This window comes from Nostoc sp. DedQUE12b (assembly GCF_034530835.1).
Lineage (GTDB): Bacteria > Cyanobacteriota > Cyanobacteriia > Cyanobacteriales > Nostocaceae > Nostoc.
On the sequence record NZ_JAVRCI010000034.1, the window covers coordinates 39,365 to 56,275 of the forward strand.

Genomic DNA, 16,911 nt, shown 5'->3' on the forward strand with positions numbered 1-16,911 from the left:
TAAGTTGGATAATTCTGGATATTGTTAACTTTTTATACAGATAGTTTATTCTTTCTGACTTTAGAAGGTATATCATTTCATAAATACAATCAAAATTTTGTATTAAAAGCAACGCAGATTTCCCACACTTATGCTGAGATAGCAGCTTGGTCGAGCTATTTATCCAAGATACAGCGTTTTGCAACTACACGACTCACATAGAATTGTTACAACAAGGCTAACAAACCTAATTTCCTTATCCTTAAAGAAACCGAGTTTAGAGTACCTGTAATATGGGAGACTTGGCAATATTCCCTATCAATCAGATTTAAGATGAGTAAGACAATTTTGGATATTGCAGTCAAGACCATCAACGGTGAAGATAAGCAATTAAACGACTACACAGGGAAGGTACTCTTAATTGTAAATTTGGCTTCCTTCTGTGGTTATACTTCTCAATATGAGGGGTTAGAAAAGTTGAACCAAAAGTATAGAGAAGCAGGTTTACGTATTTTAGGATTCCCTTGTAACGATTTTGGAGCGCAGGAACCAGGAAGCAATGAAGAAATCGTACAATTCTGCACTAGTAAATATGGTGTTACCTTTGAACTATTCGATAAAGTTCATGCCAAAGGCTCACAGCAGCATCCACTTTATGAGCGACTTACTAAAGCCGTTGAGCCAACAGGAACTGTTGCTTGGAACTTTGAAAAATTTTTAGTTAATAAGCAAGGTGAAGTAGTAGCTCGATTTAATAGTAGTGTCCAGCCAAATTCACCAGAGCTAATTGCCACAATTGAGAAGGAATTAGCAAACTAGTCATTAGTCATTAGGTAAAATTTTCTGTACTATTAACTATTGACTGTTAGTTCTGGACTGTTAAATTTATTTAAGTCCAGCCCCTTAATTGAGAAAATCGTCTCAATGAGTAGTTTAATTTATTTGTGTCTAATTTGTCATGAACGTTGCAATCATTGGTTGTGGTTATGTTGGTTATAAAGTTGCTCAATATTGGCAACAAAATATGAATTTTGTCGTCAGTGTAACCACAACTTCATCTGAGCGTGTCCCTGCCCTACAATCAGTATCTCAAAGAGTTGTAGTTACCTGTGGTAATGACATAGATGGTCTAAAATCAGTTTTGCATAATCAAGATGTTGTACTTTTGAGTGTTGGGGCAAAAAATAGTGAAGTTTATGAAGAAGCTTATCTACAAACTGCCCAAACTTTAGTTTCGTGCTTACAGCAGATTAAGAGTGTAAAACAATTAATATACACAGGTAGCTATGCCGTATATGGTGACAGAAATGGCGTATGGGTAGATGAAGAAACACCGCTTGCGCCTCCTAATTTAAATGCCCAAATTCTCCGAAAAACAGAAGAGGTGTTACTATCAGCATCTAGCGAAAATCTCCGTGTTTGTATCTTCCGCTTAGGAGGGATTTATGGAACTGGTAGAGAACTGTTGAAAATATTTGGTAGATATTCTGGTACAACCCGTCCAGGCAATGGTGAAGATACCACAAATTGGGTTCATCTAGATGATATTGTTGGTGCAATAGAATTTGCCCGTCACCGTCGTTTGCAAGGAATTTACAATCTGGTAGATGATGCACATCTCACCAGCCGAGAATTACTAGATAGCTTATTTGAAAAACATAATTTACCCAAAGTAGAATGGGATACATCTATCAAAAATACTCGCCCATATAATGCTTGGGTATCGAATGAAAAGCTCAAAGAAGCTGGATACGAGTTGATTCATCCACAGATAATTTTTTAGCAAGTATTAAAAACTAGGAATTATGCAACCATCTGCTGTAGCGAACACAAACAATTTGACAGCATCTCCTAGCCAGTTTTACAGTTGGCAGAATTATCGTTGTGCCTACGAAGTTCATCAACCAATTAATACAACATCTGAAGGCGTTCCCTTATTGTTAATTCATCCGATTGGCGTGGGATTGTCGCGGCGATTTTGGCAGCGATTTTGCCGCGAGTGGTATAATTCAGGTCAGCGTAATTCAATTTACAACCCTGATTTACTAGGATGTGGTGAAAGTGATATGCCCTATGTAGCTTATACTCCTAGCGATTGGGCAGAACAGTTGCAGTCCTTTTTACAAACAGTAGTTCAAAAACCTGTTATTTTAGTAGTACAAGGCGCTTTATTGCCAGTTGCCATCCAATTAGTTCAAAAGGAACCAAATTTAATTGCCGGACTGGTACTTTCTGGGCCGCCAACGTGGGCTTTGATGACAAATAAACCACCAAAATGGCAGGAAAAATTCCTTTGGAATGTGTTAGATTCGCCTTTTGGCAGTGCTTTTTATCGTTATGCACGCACCCCAAAATTTTTACGTTCTTTTTCGATTCGCCAACTCTTTGCTTCTGAAAATGCTGTGGATGCAGAGTGGTTAAATACATTGGTTGCAGGTGCAGAAAATACTGCTAGTCGCCATGCAGTATTTTCTTTTTTAGCAGGGTTTTGGCGAGATGATTATACTAGTTTTATTGCCTCGATTCAGCAACCAACATTAGCAGTTATGGGGGAAATTGCATCGAGTATTAGCCAAGATAATAAAAAAGAAACGCCAGATGAACGCTTGGCTCAGTATCTTGCTTGTTTCCCTAAAAGTCAAGGTATAAAAATAAATGGGCGTAATGTTTTACCCTATGAATCAACCACTGAGTTTGTAGCAGCGATCGCTCCATTCATTAATAAAGTCTTTTAGCTGATTGATAGTTACATTGTACCAGTTCTCCCATGATAGGTTATGACTGGAATTGATTACTAAAGGCAAGCAAAATTATGTTACCTAATCGCCGAGGACAAAGAGTACCAAATGTCACTTTTCATACTCGCTTGAACAACGAGTGGGTGGATGTGACAACGGATGAGCTATTTGCTGGTAAGACAGTGGTTGTCTTCTCTTTACCAGGTGCTTATACTCCGACTTGTTCATCAACTCATCTTCCTGGTTATAACGAGTTAGCTGGGGTTTTCAAACAAAATGGAGTCGATGACATTATCTGTATTTCTGTCAATGATCCCTTTGTGATGAACGAATGGGCAAAAGTTCAAGAGGCAGAAAATATCACACTCATTCCCGATGGTAATGGTGAATTTACTGAAGGTATGGGTATGCTGGTAGACAAATCAGACTTGGGATTTGGGAAGCGATCGTGGCGGTATTCTATGCTGGTTAGAGATGGTGTAATTAACCAGATGTTTATTGAGCCAGATGAGCCAGGAGATCCCTTTAAAGTATCTGATGCTGAGACAATGCTTAGATATATCAACCCCCAAGCAGTCAAGCCCGAAGTAGTTTCTCTGTTTGCGAAAGTGGGTTGTCCCTTCTGTGCCCGTGCTAAGGCAATGCTCAAGGAACATGGCATCAACTACGAAGAAATTACCTTGGGTAAGGATATCACCACACGGTCATTAAAAGCAGTTGCGGGTGCGACAACAGTTCCCCAAGTATTTATCGATGGTAAATTAATTGGTGGTTCTGAGGCATTAGAAGCCTACTTCGCTGCTAAATAGGGTTGAGTAGAGTTGCAATACTGCATAGGTTTTGCCTAAAAAATAGAAATGTGTAGGTTGGGTTGAGGAACGAAACCCAATATTTGGTGTGGTTTGTTGGGTTTCGCTATTGCTCAACCCAACCTACGAATATTCTTAAACCGAGCGGTATTAAGGCAATTTCCGTTAATAAATCTACCGTCGCCGTTGGTTTCGACTTCGCTCAACCAACTAAGGGATTGAGAGTTGAGTGAAGTCGAAACTCGTCAACCTGGGTATATTCTTTGTGAGAAATCACCTAAGTAGAGTTGCACAGCCATCAACTGTGTCAGTTTCAGGTAAAAGTCATGATATTTTTGACCGTAGCCTGATTTGTGAAAATTGAAAACCACAGGTTCCCGACTTCGTAAAAGTTGTCGGGGATTTTGTTTTTCGTCAGCAGTTAACAAATCTTCAGATGGGTAGATGTATTTTTGTCCAGCTATTCACTACCGATCGCATAAAATTGATTCGGATTAAATTTACATTTCTTTAAAAGACAATATGTTTGCCAGAATTCGCCGAATTTGGAGTCAATTTTTTAGTAATTCCAGAACAATCAACAACGAACCACTGAATAAAGTCAGTTTGATTGTGATTATTATAGTTGATATCTTTATCTTAATTAATGTTTTTACCGGACTCGATGATATTAGCAGATGGCATATCAGTCCAACTGAAACTTATCCATGTTATTCAGAGTGGCAAAATTATCGAGTAAAAACTACTAAAGATAAAGACTATGAAATTATTAGACTTTCATTGTCATCTTACACAAACAGTCAATTTAGTTTTCGGGGAAACTATCAACAAGCCGAAGTAGGACATCTAGGTAAGGTTTCTCAAACGTGTTTGCAATATGCCGATTACAAAGATAAGATTAAGATTTCTGAAAAGCAGAAAATTATCCAAACTATCGATCAAAAACAAGCAAAAATTAGTAGACTCGAACAAGCAAATAGCACGATTAAATCTCAGTATGACTCAACGCTCTTAGAAAAAATTGCCGGACAGAATCGCGAACAATCAATTAATCAAGTCAGTGCTGAAAAAGCTAAACAGACATTAGAAGCAAATAATCGCCAAATTTCTACTCTTCAGCAAGAAAATTTTACTCTTAAAAATGAACTGCTTGCTAAACCGGAAAGTCTTAGTTTTATAGCGTTTCTGAAAGATGACAGTCGATTCCAACAAGTTGACAAAGGCTATCAGCAGGCATCATTTTGGTATCCAAGTATCCAACTTAGTTTTCAGTCTCTCTTTCTTTTACCACTGATTCTCATTGCTTTATTAATTCATAAATTTTCCCAAAGAAGAGGATATGGACTCGTCTCGCTAATTAGCTGGCATTTGCTAGTTATCTTTTTTATCCCATTAATAGTCAAAATATTTGAATTTCTGCAAATAGGTGCAATATTTAAATTTTTATTTGATATAATAAGTGCCATTTTTGGCGGTTTACTTTTCCTGATAAATTATGTTTATATCTTGCTAATTCCAGTTATTGGTTTTGGAATCATCCAGTTTTTTCAAAAATTTGTCTTTAACACTAAAGTCCAAGCAGCTAGCAGAGTTCAAAAATCACGATGTGTCAATTGTGCCAAGAAAATTCGACATCTTGATACTTACTGTCCACACTGCGGTTATTATCAGTACATTGAATGCCATAATTGTCATAATCTTACTTATAAGCATTTGTCGTACTGTAAACATTGTGGAACTTCTCAAGTTTCCAGTAATTTGTAATCAGTGAAATCGTCGATCGACCCTTTTAACTTAGATATGGAAAAAGAGAAACAAATCAATAAAGAGAGTAAATCGCCACTTGATTTTCTGAAAAACCTGTTGATTGCTCGTTGGCGATCGCTCTTACTCCTTTTGATCGGAGTCTATTTACCTTTGCAGATATTTGAAATCCTGACAGTGAGGATATGGGAGAATCAAGCGGGATTTCCGTGGGATGTGCCGATTCTGTTAGCAGTTCATTCTACCACAAACCCACAGTTAGATGTTTTAGCTGTCACCCTAGCTACAATTGGGTTGCCTTGGACGGCGATGGTGATTTTGGGGGCGATCGCACTGATGCTACTACTTCAAAAACGCTGGCGATCGCTAGCTTATTTACTCACCGCCTCAGCAGGAAGCGTCATCATCAACCGTACAGCAAAACAATTAATGCATCGAGTGCGTCCACAATTGTGGCAGTCCATTGCACCTGAGTCTACTTTTGCATTTCCCAGCGCTCATGCGATGACGAGTGTAACATTGGTAGCAATTTTGTTATTTTTAACTTGGGCTACCTCTTGGCGCTGGTTGATTCTCATATTTGGCAGCTTATACATCATCGCGATTGCGTGGTGTCGCCTCTATCTGGGGGTTCATTTTCCTAGCGACATTCTCGCAGGTTGGATGGTTGCATTAGGTTGGACAATTGGTGTCAGTCTAATTATCAAACCGTATAGAACTATAGCCAAATCCGTAGATGGCGAACGTCCTAAAGATGAAACTACTTTACTCCCAGAAGAAATAAAGTCGATAAATGAGGAGTAATTTTAGCCCTCACCCTAAATCCCTCTCCCAAAGGAGAGGGACTTTGTAATTGGCTCCCTTTCTCCCAATTTTGGGAGAAGGTATCGCTCTGGATTATCGGCTTCAGTAAGATTATTTTGAATTCAAAAATTGTATCTCAAAATATGGTTTTTTATTTTTTTGTCAGAAACTCGTTTCGTAAGTAAAGCTAATAACTTATTATCCAAAAACGGTATTATAGGCTATTATTTTTGGCGTTGGCAAAACTTTTCGATCTACTGACTTTACCATTCAACCTCTTGGTGATAGAGTTATCCAATAATTCATATCTATTTAAAACAACAATCAACATAACAATGAAAACTTTGCGGGCTTTAACGCCGATCGCACTGGGTTTACTTACGCTTACAGTCGCAAGTTCTGTGAATGCTCAAGCGATAATCGATACTATAGACAATGGTAATTTAAGTGTGACGGGGATGACACGAGGAAGCGGTTGCACTGTCCTTTTTAGCCCTCAAGGAGAGCTACTTCAAAATGGTCGTTCCTGTAGTTCAAGAGAAATTGGTAAAGCTCAAACTGCGATCGATACCTATCTCCGGGAGCAAGGCGCATCTGAGCGCAACAGTGAAGACTCAATACGCCAAAGACTGACCTTAATCTGCTATGGTGAAGGTCGCAAACCAAGTCTTGAAAGCCGCAACAGCTATGGATGGAACTCACGTCGTCATCGCTATGAACTGCAAAATCGTATAGAGTCTTCGACAAAGGAATTCGATTCCGAGGTTCAAGTCGAGATTCGTAATATGCAGGGAAAAATTCATCTGGGCGGAAGGCTCATTCCGCCAATTAATTCAGGCGGTACTGATGGATGGTGGAACCTCAAGGATCTCCGTGTCACACCTGAGCAAATCACGGGAAAATACCAAGTAAATGGGCTAAATCATCCGCGTGTTGAGATCGATCGACGCAGTGGACGGATTGCCATTAATGGGATTGAGCATTTCCGTGGTAATTGCGATTCCGGCGATTGGAGCAATAGCAGAACTCGTTTTTAGTCTGTTGTATTGTTGGGTTTTATAGCTGGGGACTGGGGACTGGGGAAGGTGGGGCCCCCTCTGGGGATAAGGGGTAATGGGGACTGGGTGAAAAGTCTTTTTGTGTCTAGGTTCGATCGTCTGTTGATGTCCTAACACTACTGGCGACGGCTATATAAAGACAAAGACGAAACCCATGTCTTTGCAGTTTTTATCTCACATTCGGCACTTTCAACTGTTATATAGGAATCATATTTGATTTTTGAACAGAATTAGGTATTGTAGGGTGTGTTAGAACGCAGTTCGTAACGCACCAAACCCTTGATGATAGTGCCATACTCTCGTAGCTACACACCCTACGTATCTTTTCAAAAATCAAATACTAGTCCTATATAAAAATACACTTCTAAATTGGATTGTTTGTCCAGATAGCAACTAATTCTTACAATCCTCTGAATTCCCCGTGTAAACGATCGATTGATAGCGTCCTTGATCTGTTTGAATTGTTACACAGTAGTTGGTTTTGCCTTCTAGCCAGTAGCTGTAGCCCGAATCATCACTCTTGACCCATCGATAGCCCCGTTTTTTCACTGTGTTTTCTGCCTGTCCTGCCCTTGCTCCCACTAAATCGCTCAACCGAGAGACGGTAGTACCCGCTTCCGGCTGACGCCTAGCAGCAGCTCTCCGATTTCTGTTACCTGAGTTTTGTTGATTGGCAGATGTATCCCAATAGACAAAAATCGACTCATTGGCGAGACGATAAATCTGTCCTCGATCGCCAAGTCCAGATTGTCGATAGGCAGCATCACCATTTCGATCGCGATAATTGCCGGGTCGATTACCCGAAGGGAGCAAGTCATAGCTATTACCATTTTCTAGTTGAATGCTAACCGCACCCTGACGTTGGGAAAAGGTACAAGGGCCAGAGGATGTGGCGCGGTCTTCTCCTTTGGGGAATACATCGCAACGGGCATTTACGGTATCGGCTTTGACGGATACGGGAAAACTCAAAGAAGCGATCGCCAGTGCTACCGCTAAAAACGAATTTGAAGATTTGATCGCCATAAAACTCCTCAGTTATGACAACGAAGATCGCATTTTATATCATCCCCCTAAATATGTATTTGCTAGTTAACACTTGCAAACTTTCTTAACCTTGTTTTGTCATCCAAGAACTTTTGCCATTTTTGAATTCTAGAGCTTTTGTATAGGAAGCGTAGGCTAGCAAAAACCGCAGGCATCGCCAGATTTTTCTATTGAAGAATAATTTAGAAAAAGCAAGTCAGAATTAAAAGTGTGAGAGATTTAGACCTGCTACTAATTGAAGACCATATGGAGATAAAATTGCCATTTTACTTGTCCTAAAATCTCTCAAATTAATTAATGATAAAAAATTAAAGTCGGACGATGACCGACACTAATATCAGTTACTCAATCACTTGACCATAGATATGTTCCTGTTTAATCGCTTCCTCCATTCAATAATTCGGTTTGTGCTAGTCAGTGTGATGACGATCGCAATAGTACTTGGTTGGAGTGCGATCGCTCACAGTCAACTGCCTTCCTTACCTACCGCAGCCTCCAACGACCCGCACCAGCCACCTAAGGGTGTTACCCGCCTTGGAATGTATGAAATTGCCTCTGTGTATTCCCCCTTAGACAGAGACTCCTTGTTTGAGATTGTCTCTCCCACTGTTTTTAATCGTAGCCAACCGCCAGACGGATCTCTTCCAGTAGAGGTACGTGCCGAAGAAATTACGCAACGGCTGATGCGAGCGCTCGACCGAACTAATAAAGCTAAACAAACTCCTGTGGTTTCTATTGCCATTCTGAATCAGGATTCAATCCTCCAACTCAGTGACGATCAAACGACCCGTCCTTTGAGGCTGGTGACAGTAACAGAGCCAGATGCTGACTACCACGGGAAAACTCTGGAAGAATTGGCGCAGGAGTGGCAAAAAATATTACAAGCAGAAGTGGAACGCATTAATAGACTCTTCTCGCATGAGATATTGTGGCAACGAATTGGGCAGGCACTACAAATCAGCGTCGGCTTAGTGTTGGGGAGTGTTGTGTTGTGGTTACTGCGCCGAACTCTAATTCGCAAACAGACGGCATTGGAAGTTCGCCATCAAGAGCAGATAGTTGCGGTAAAACAGGGTGTGGTCAAGCAATCTGAGGCAGAAACATCCACAACTATTGACACAATAGAAACCAGCGACAGTCAAATAAAGACAGACACGATCGCCCATCAGCGATCGCAGTTTCTAGAAATGATCCAGCGACAGTTCAGCCTCAAGCGCCAACTGGGGATCTATTCTCTGCTCACATGGCTACTGTTTTGGGCATTTATTCTGATGTGGTACATCGGGATTGTGGTCATCATGTATAGCGTCCCCTACCTCATGAGATGGTCGAAGGACGCTTTAGCTAGGCCCCTGGCGCTATTGATTATTTGGTTTTTCATCAGTCTTGTTATTCGGATCGGCAAAACCTTAATTGACCGCCTCACTGATGTCTGGACAACCCATTCCTCTCTCCCTTTGAGTGAAACTCAACGGATTGCGCTACGAGCTGCAACAGTTTCCGGGGCACTCAAAGGATTAATCACCTTTATTTTCATTACCTTGGGTATCTTGCATTCTCTAAACGCATTTAATATGCCCACCAGTTCAATTTTGGCAGGGGGCGCTGTGATCGGTATCGCCATTTCTCTTGGTTCCCAAAGTCTGATTAAAGATTTGGTCAATGGCTGCTTGATTTTGATGGAGGATCAATTTGCTGTGGGAGATGTAATTGAGATTGGGGATAAAAGCGGACTAGTGGAAAATCTCAACCTGCGGGTGACTCAACTACGTAATAACGAAGGTAAACTAATTACCATTCCCAATAGCAATATTATGAATGTCAGCAATCTCACCCGTCTCTGGTCGCGGGTAGACTTTTCTATTGTAGTGGCGTATGAAAACGACCCTAAGCAGGTTTTAGAGATTCTCAAGCAAGTATGCAAACAATTGTATAGCGAGGTAGAATGGCGCGATCGCCTGCTAGAATCGCCTCAAGTGTTGGGGATTGATGACGTATCCCACATGGGTATGTTAGTGCGCGTCTGGATTAAAACCGCACCTATGGAACAATGGAACGTTGGGCGAGAGTTCCGTCTACGGGTGCGGCAAGCCTTTGAAGCAAACAAGATTCAGATTGATGCAAATTGAGGATAGTTAAATTTTTGACAATTTTAACCCTTCATATCATGTCCGGTTAAAGACTTATCATTAAGACCGCAGAGGAGCGGAGGGGCAGAGGGGCAGAGGGGATGGGTTTTTGGGCTTTCTGCATAGAGAAAGAGAAAGGGAATTATAACTAATTAGCCGGACATGATATCAATACACTACAAAACTTTTTTGCAAGATGATTAGATTAAGAACAGCCCTCAACATATTCAACTTCTGGCAATTTACCCGCTCTAAATTCAGTGACAAGCTTACCATCAGTCTCGAAAACTACACGGTAGTTGCGATCGCTACGGTCTTTCGGGATGAAAGTTAGGTAATGTCCGTTTTGGAGATATTTATGAGGTGTGACTTGAATTTGTCCTGGGTAAAGAGACTTGATTTGCGCTTCGGTGTCGCCAATTTTTGCACCTTTGAGGGTAGCAATCTGTGTATTTTCCCGCACATCTACTCTAGAAATCCGACCTTTTGTCACCATGAACGAAAGATTTTTGGGTTCGTTTTCTGGCTTAACATAATAGCAATTGTTATTTGGTGAATCGCCCACTAGCTTAGTACCAGCAGCCTTTGCCGCTTGAGGAACAGTCATGCCAACTTGTACTGTGCCAATACCGTTAATAAACAGTTTTGACTGATTGGTTAGTTTCGCCTTGGCGACAACTGTGCTAATAGTCAAAGAAGAAACTGTTAGCATTACGGTGACAAAAGTCAAGAATTTAGTTTTGCTATTCATAATTAGATATTTTCCTCAGTTAAGTCGATAATTTCATCGAAGCAAAAGTTGCGGACTAAATTTGCCAATTTTTCTGCCAAAGCAGAATGAGTTTGGGGAATTTGCTCAATTAGTTGCAAAATCCTTTCCGCATCGACTTCAACGGCTGCCTGATTCAGTTCTATTAGCCATTGGGCAGGCATAATGGTAATTGCAGAGCGAAGATCCAAGATAGTAGATTGAGTATTCTCTTGATTGTTGTCTGTTGCATCTTCATTGCTTTCTTCTGCACAGATATAACGCACTTGCAAATATTCAGCGATTTTTTCAAAAATCACTTGCTCTCGGAATGGCTTACGAACCAAATCATCGCAACCTGCGGCTAAGATACTTGCCTGTTGCTCTTCAAAAGCACTGGCAGTTAGGGCAATAATTACGGTGTGGAAATTTGTAGTTGTATTTTTTTCCCTGGCTCTAATTTCTTTAGTTGCATCGTAGCCGTTTATGACAGGCATCCGCATATCCATCCAAATTAGGTGAGGTTGCCAGGTTTGCCAAATAGCGATCGCTTCTTGCCCATTAGTTGCAGCCTGAATTTCAAAACCAATGCTACCAAGAAGTTGCACAATTAAATCGCGATTTTCTTTGCGGTCATCTACTATCAGAATACGGTAAGCAGCTTGGTCTTCTGCCAGCTTGAGTACGCGTCCCTTATTTAATTTTGGTGCAGCTTTTAAAGCTGCGGCTAAATTCACTTGGATGTCAAAGCTAAAAGTAGACCCTTGTCCAACGCTACTCGTCAAGTGAATATCGCCTCCCAGCAACCGCACAAATTGACGGCTGATAGTCAGCCCGAGTCCGGTTCCCTCCTTAGTTTGGATACCACTTGTTGTCTGGACAAAAGGCTGAAACAGGTTATTCATTTCTTCTGGTGCTATTCCCCGTCCAGTGTCTTGGACTTCAAAGTGTAGGGAGTGGGAAGAGGCAGAGGGGCAGAGAGGCAGAGGGGCAGCACTTCGGCTACGCTCAGTAACCGAAGGGCAGAGGGGTAGAGGGGAAAGACTTACTGCAACTTCTCCCCTGCTCCCCTGCTCCCCTGCTCCCCTGCTCCCCTGCTCCTCACTCCCCATTCTTACCCGCAACGTTACTCCCCCATTCTGAGTAAACTTGACGGCGTTACCCAAAAGGTTTATGAGAACTTGGCGGAGTTTACCTTCATCTGTTTGGATGTAACGGGGGAGATTGGGAGCCATTTCAAATTTGAGAAACAATTGCTTTGCCTGTGTCCGCACTTTGAACATCTCTTGTAGTGTTTGCAACAACAGATAAAGGTCGAAATCTTCTGGATTGAAAATAATTTGTCCAGCTTCAATTTTGGACATTTCCAAAACATCGTTAATCAGGTTAAGCAAGTGTTCTCCACTGCGGTTAATGGTAGCTAATGATTCACGCTGGTTTGAGTTGAGGCTAGTGTCTCGCTCCATTAATTGAGAAAAACCCAGAATCGCATTTAGAGGGGTACGGAGTTCGTGACTCATGTTAGCCAAAAAAGCACTTTTGGCTCGGTTGGCAGTTTCAGCGGCTTCTTTGGCAATTCTCAGCGCTTCTTCCGCCTGGTGTCTAGCTCGACCGATCGCAATTATTTCACCTGCCAGTTTTAATAGATTAATATCTTCTTGGTTCCAGGTTTTTGAGTAGTAAATCATCGCTGCACCAACAAACCCAACTACTTTGCCAGCATGAACCATTGGCACAGCAAGTATAGATTGAAACGACATACTTTCAAAAAGTTTTCGCTCAGGTAGATGCGGCGGTAAATCTTCCACACAAGAGATTTGTCTATGCCTACCGCGGAGAATCGGCTCGTAGAAATAGGGGAAAACTTCCACAGGCGAACCTCTGGCAATATCAATTAATGGCGAAACATCTTCACCACACCATTCGTGGATGAGGTTGAATTCACGTTTATCCTGGGAGTATTCAAAGATGCAACTGTGTTCAGCATCAATAAATTGAGCGATCGCTCGAAGTGTAAAATTAATTGCTGTTGCTAAATCTTGGTCAATAAATTGCCGAGAAATGCTGCTGATTAAACTTTCGGCTTGAGTACGACGTTGCAAGGCTGCTTCTGCTTGTTTGCGATCGCTAATATCACGAGCTACACCTACAATCTGAAAATTACCTTGGGCATCTTGTGTGCGGACTGCATTAGCAGTTAGCCAAACCCAGCCTTTAGTTCGATGTTTGGCGCGGTACTCAGTTCCCGAAATTCCCTCACCTGTTGCCAAGATAGTTTGGGCGGCTTCAAAACAGATTGGCACATCATCGGGATGAGTAAAGGATGCCAAGGAATTACCTTCCATTTCGCTGGGGGCAAATCCGGTAGTGTTCAATATATTAGGAGAAATATAGTTGAATACCCCATCAGGATTGATGACAAACAGCATATCGTTGACCTTTTCAACGATAGTGCGAAACTTTAACTCACTTTGTTGTAAGGCTGCTTCTGCAAGTTTGCGTTCTAATTCGGCACCGGCACGGGCAGCAAAGATTTTCACAATCAGTTCCCGTCCCGGATCGGGCTTCATGGGTTTGACATCTATCACTGCTAGATGTCCGATGATTTCGCCGGATGAACTGGTGAGAGGAACGCCAAAAAAACTCTCGGCATTCATCCTCACTAAATCTGCATCTTCTGGGAAACTAGCTTGTACTGCTTGCGGGTAATGACAGAGGTCGCCTCGCAAGGTATGTTCACAAGGAGTACCGTGCAAATCATATTCCAAGTTCTTGTTAATAGCCCCGCAAGGCCAAAATGCCAAAGTGCGGACTCTCGTTTTTGGATCATCAAACTCAGTCACTAGGGCATATTGAACTTGCAATACTTCGGCAAGGTAACGAACGCAGGAATTGAAAAAATCATCACCTGTTTTAGCTGCGGTGCCCTCAACAATTAACCGTAAAGCTTGTTCTTGCTGTTTGCGTTCGCTAATATCTGTAAAAACAGAATCCAAACAGGATTCTTCGGCGTTGAGACGAAGTGACAACAGTACCCAAACAACAGATCCATCCAAGCGTCGCAGTGCTACTTCAAAATTGCAAACTTCACCGGACTCTTCTAACTCTGCTAAAAGTAGTGCGCGATCGTCTGGATTGATATATAAATCGGTTGTGAAATACTTGCCAATTAAGTCAGCAGCAGAGGTAAAACCTAATATCTCGGCACCACGTTGATTAGCATCGATTATCAATCCATCTTTTTGGCAGGTACGAAAAATCCCCACTTGGGAATTTTCAAAGATATTGCGGTATTTCATTTCACTACGACGCAAGGCTTCTTCTACTTGCTTGCGTTCTGTGATGTCGCGTCCCACACCAGCGATCGCAATTTCACCACTGGGAGTGTTAATTGTGGAAGTGTTAAAGTTGAACCATCGCCAGCTACCGTTTTTGTGTCGCAATCTTACTTCAATATCAGTCAGCTTTTCACCAGTTAAAGCCCTTTGTAAGGCAGTGGCGCTAATTGCTAAATCTTCCGGCTTGGTAAACTCCACTACAGAATGACCTTCAATTTCCTCTAGGCTATAGCCCATCAGCACAGTCACATTCGGCGAGTGATAAGTAAAAATTCCCTCTGCTGAGAGGACAAATATCAGATCGTTGGCATTTTCCACAATGCTACGGAATTTTAATTCACTTTCTTGGAGGGCCGCTTCGGCACGTTTGCGTTCTGTAGCATCTGTGCCGACTGAAAGAATTTCGATTAAGTTTCCTTGGGCATCTAAAATGGGTTTATTCGCCCAAACAATCCAGACGCGATCGCCATTTTTACATAAGTTCTCGTTTTCGTTAAATAGATAGTTTTCTGGATGCTCACAAATATCAACCATTAATGTCTGCAAATCGCGCCCAGAAGTTTCTGTTTCTGGAACAATTGTGCCGATAACATTGCTTCCTGTAATTTCATCTAAATCGAAACCAAAAAGCCTTTGACCGTAGTCATTTAAAAATATAATGTTACCATTGCCGTCCCAACGCAGAATGATGCAGTTGGCTATTTGCACCAAATCCCGGTACTGGACTTCGCTTTGACGTAAGGCTTCCTCAGTGCGTTTGCGAGCAGTGATGTCCCGGACTATTGCTAAAATGTGTCGCTTGCCATTGTAAATGCAAGTCGTTCCTTTGACTTCCACATCTATGAAAGTGCCATCCTTGCAGATATCAACTGCTTGTCCATAAAATTGCTCACCATATCGGGTTTTCTCGAAAAACTCTAGAAAAACAGAATGTGAGTCTGGGTGAATATAAGCAGATGGATGTAAAGTGAGAAATTCTTCATAAGAGTAACCATGCATCTGACAAGCCGCCGGATTAACTTCGGCGACTTTTTCAGTCTCTATGTCAGTAATAAATAGTCCATCATTGATTGCTTCAAAAATACTGCGGTATTGTAATTCACTTTGTCGCAGTGCTTCTTCTGCTCTTTGGCGTTGGGTGATGTCGCGGAAGCTCCACACTCTACCAATAATTTGTTCGCCGATGCGCTGAGGACAAGAGTAGCGCTCAAATACTCTGCCATCTTCCAGTTCTAGCCAGTCGTAACTAACTAATTCTGGCTGTGAATATAATTCTCGGACTCGTTGCAAAAATCCATCGGGATCTTTTAGTTGATTTGCCAGATACGCTAGTCGCTGAGGATGATCTGGTTCCGTCAAAAGTCCTGGTGGAATTGACCACATTTCTAAGAACTTTTGGTTATAACTAGTGATATTACTTGAGCTATCGACTACTAATATACCATCTTGAATCGATTCAAAGATAGCGCTTAACAAAGATAGAGAGTTTTCTAAAGCTACTTGGGTTTGTTTGCGTTCGCTCAAATCCCGCCCTAAAACGACCAGAGCTTTGCGTCTACCATCGTGGTGAAATAGGGGAGCTTTAATCATATCTAAACTGCTCACTGTCCCATCAGGGCGAGGAATAGCTTCTTCTACCCGATGCACACATCCCAATTGCCAAGCTCGCTCATCTGTTTGATCACAGTTGAGCAAAGCATCATGATAAAAATTGCTAAATTCTGCTAGTTCTGAATCTTTTTTGCCTAGATAATCAACGCCTTGTAGCTCTAAAAATTCTAGGTTAGCCTGGTTTGACAGCAGCCATTTTCCCTCGCCGTCTTTTAAACAGATAATATCGGGTGTAGCGTTAATTAATGTCTGCAAACGCTCCTCAATCTCTTGCAAGGATTCTTGGGTTCGTTGAGTCAGCGTGATATCCCGAATTACCAGTATTGCACAGCGATCGCTAGTCAATCCGGTACAGCTACCGGAAATTTGTAATGTTATTTGCTCATCTTGCTGCAACTGATAATTTGTTGTTTCATACTCCCCATTGAGTATCTGCACATCAGGATAGCAAGGCAAAGCAACTGGTTGTCCTAATTGTGTGAGGGGTAGCAAGTCAGTTAACTTCGCACCGCAGACAGTAGCGTGAGGTTGGTTTACCAAAGACTCAAAGCGAGAATTGCACCATTGAATGAGTCGGTCTTCTCCTACCCAGACTACAGCATCAGCGATCGCACCCAGTGTTACTTCCATCTTGTTCACAGTGGCTTGCAATTGCTTTACCTGCTTTAGCTGTTGTGTACTCATTAACGACTCCTGTTAAATATATTCCTAATGACGCTCCTGCGGACGCTCGAGTACTCGCTACCGCTTCGCTAACGCTAACGTAATTCGTAATTATTATGAATTAAGTACTGTACAAATTAATAATCATGTGCTAGAGATGATACTAATAAATCTGTATAGTGATTGTATCGTTAGTCCCTGACTGAAATATTCGACTACAGCAAAA

Annotated in this window: 11 protein-coding genes; 8 read left to right on the forward strand and 3 right to left on the reverse strand. The window is 41.7% G+C overall.

Annotated elements, in window-relative coordinates; translation table 11 throughout:
* The first annotated feature begins 312 nt into the window (after window positions 1-312).
* The 7 genes from RMY16_RS17730 to RMY16_RS17760 all read left to right on the forward strand — a co-directional run bounded on the left by RMY16_RS17730 (window position 313) and on the right by RMY16_RS17760 (window position 7,131).
* Window positions 313-798: a glutathione peroxidase gene (locus RMY16_RS17730; RefSeq protein ID WP_322737505.1), complete on the forward strand. Its 486-nt coding sequence runs from the start codon at window positions 313-315 to the stop codon at window positions 796-798.
* A 139-nt stretch (window positions 799-937) separates the two neighbouring features.
* Window positions 938-1,762, forward strand: a complete 825-nt coding sequence (locus RMY16_RS17735; RefSeq protein WP_322737506.1) for an SDR family oxidoreductase — start codon at window positions 938-940, stop codon at window positions 1,760-1,762.
* A 22-nt stretch (window positions 1,763-1,784) separates the two neighbouring features.
* Window positions 1,785-2,714, forward strand: a complete 930-nt coding sequence (locus RMY16_RS17740) for an alpha/beta hydrolase (RefSeq protein ID WP_322737507.1) — start codon at window positions 1,785-1,787, stop codon at window positions 2,712-2,714.
* A gap of 77 nt (window positions 2,715-2,791) precedes the next feature.
* The gene (locus RMY16_RS17745; RefSeq protein WP_322737509.1) at window positions 2,792-3,526 is read left to right on the forward strand and encodes a glutathione peroxidase; all 735 of its coding nucleotides are present in this window, start codon (window positions 2,792-2,794) and stop codon (window positions 3,524-3,526) included.
* A 522-nt stretch (window positions 3,527-4,048) separates the two neighbouring features.
* A complete protein-coding gene (locus RMY16_RS17750; RefSeq protein WP_322737510.1) occupies window positions 4,049-5,290 on the forward strand; it encodes a hypothetical protein in 1,242 nt (413 codons plus the stop codon).
* 36 nt (window positions 5,291-5,326) lie between these two features.
* Window positions 5,327-6,094: a phosphatase PAP2 family protein gene (locus RMY16_RS17755; RefSeq protein WP_322737534.1), complete on the forward strand. Its 768-nt coding sequence runs from the start codon at window positions 5,327-5,329 to the stop codon at window positions 6,092-6,094.
* 335 nt (window positions 6,095-6,429) lie between these two features.
* Window positions 6,430-7,131 (forward strand): hypothetical protein, encoded by a 702-nt coding sequence (locus RMY16_RS17760; RefSeq protein WP_322737511.1) that lies wholly within the window; start codon window positions 6,430-6,432, stop codon window positions 7,129-7,131.
* Between the two features lie 414 nt (window positions 7,132-7,545).
* Here the strand turns inward: RMY16_RS17760 and RMY16_RS17765 are convergent, their stop codons facing one another.
* Window positions 7,546-8,175 carry a hypothetical protein gene (locus RMY16_RS17765; protein WP_322737512.1) on the reverse strand — a complete coding sequence of 210 codons (630 nt, stop codon included), beginning with the start codon at window positions 8,173-8,175 and terminating at the stop codon, window positions 7,546-7,548.
* A 386-nt stretch (window positions 8,176-8,561) separates the two neighbouring features.
* On the opposite strand from RMY16_RS17765, the gene RMY16_RS17770 reads away from it, so the two are divergent.
* The gene (locus tag RMY16_RS17770; RefSeq protein ID WP_322737513.1) at window positions 8,562-10,325 is read left to right on the forward strand and encodes a mechanosensitive ion channel family protein; all 1,764 of its coding nucleotides are present in this window, start codon (window positions 8,562-8,564) and stop codon (window positions 10,323-10,325) included.
* Between the two features lie 205 nt (window positions 10,326-10,530).
* On the opposite strand, the gene RMY16_RS17775 is transcribed toward RMY16_RS17770, so the two are convergent.
* Complete coding sequence (locus tag RMY16_RS17775; RefSeq protein ID WP_322737514.1) at window positions 10,531-11,076, reverse strand: hypothetical protein; 546 nt, start codon at window positions 11,074-11,076, stop codon at window positions 10,531-10,533.
* A 2-nt stretch (window positions 11,077-11,078) separates the two neighbouring features.
* A complete protein-coding gene (locus RMY16_RS17780; protein WP_322737515.1) occupies window positions 11,079-16,706 on the reverse strand; it encodes a PAS domain S-box protein in 5,628 nt (1,875 codons plus the stop codon).
* Window positions 16,707-16,911 lie beyond the last annotated feature (205 nt).

What these genes read in the sequence shown, in the direction of transcription:
- RMY16_RS17765 (WP_322737512.1), bottom strand. Translation starts at nt 8,175, where the DNA reads ATGGCGATCAAATCTTCAAATTCGTTTTTAGCGGTAGCACTGGCGATC.
- RMY16_RS17745 (WP_322737509.1), top strand. Translation starts at nt 2,792, where the DNA reads ATGTTACCTAATCGCCGAGGACAAAGAGTACCAAATGTCACTTTTCAT.
- RMY16_RS17730 (WP_322737505.1), top strand. Translation starts at nt 313, where the DNA reads ATGAGTAAGACAATTTTGGATATTGCAGTCAAGACCATCAACGGTGAA.
- RMY16_RS17755 (WP_322737534.1), top strand. Translation starts at nt 5,327, where the DNA reads ATGGAAAAAGAGAAACAAATCAATAAAGAGAGTAAATCGCCACTTGAT.
- RMY16_RS17735 (WP_322737506.1), top strand. Translation starts at nt 938, where the DNA reads ATGAACGTTGCAATCATTGGTTGTGGTTATGTTGGTTATAAAGTTGCT.
- RMY16_RS17770 (WP_322737513.1), top strand. Translation starts at nt 8,562, where the DNA reads ATGTTCCTGTTTAATCGCTTCCTCCATTCAATAATTCGGTTTGTGCTA.
- RMY16_RS17760 (WP_322737511.1), top strand. Translation starts at nt 6,430, where the DNA reads ATGAAAACTTTGCGGGCTTTAACGCCGATCGCACTGGGTTTACTTACG.
- RMY16_RS17750 (WP_322737510.1), top strand. Translation starts at nt 4,049, where the DNA reads ATGTTTGCCAGAATTCGCCGAATTTGGAGTCAATTTTTTAGTAATTCC.
- RMY16_RS17740 (WP_322737507.1), top strand. Translation starts at nt 1,785, where the DNA reads ATGCAACCATCTGCTGTAGCGAACACAAACAATTTGACAGCATCTCCT.
- RMY16_RS17775 (WP_322737514.1), bottom strand. Translation starts at nt 11,076, where the DNA reads ATGAATAGCAAAACTAAATTCTTGACTTTTGTCACCGTAATGCTAACA.
- RMY16_RS17780 (WP_322737515.1), bottom strand. Translation starts at nt 16,706, where the DNA reads ATGAGTACACAACAGCTAAAGCAGGTAAAGCAATTGCAAGCCACTGTG.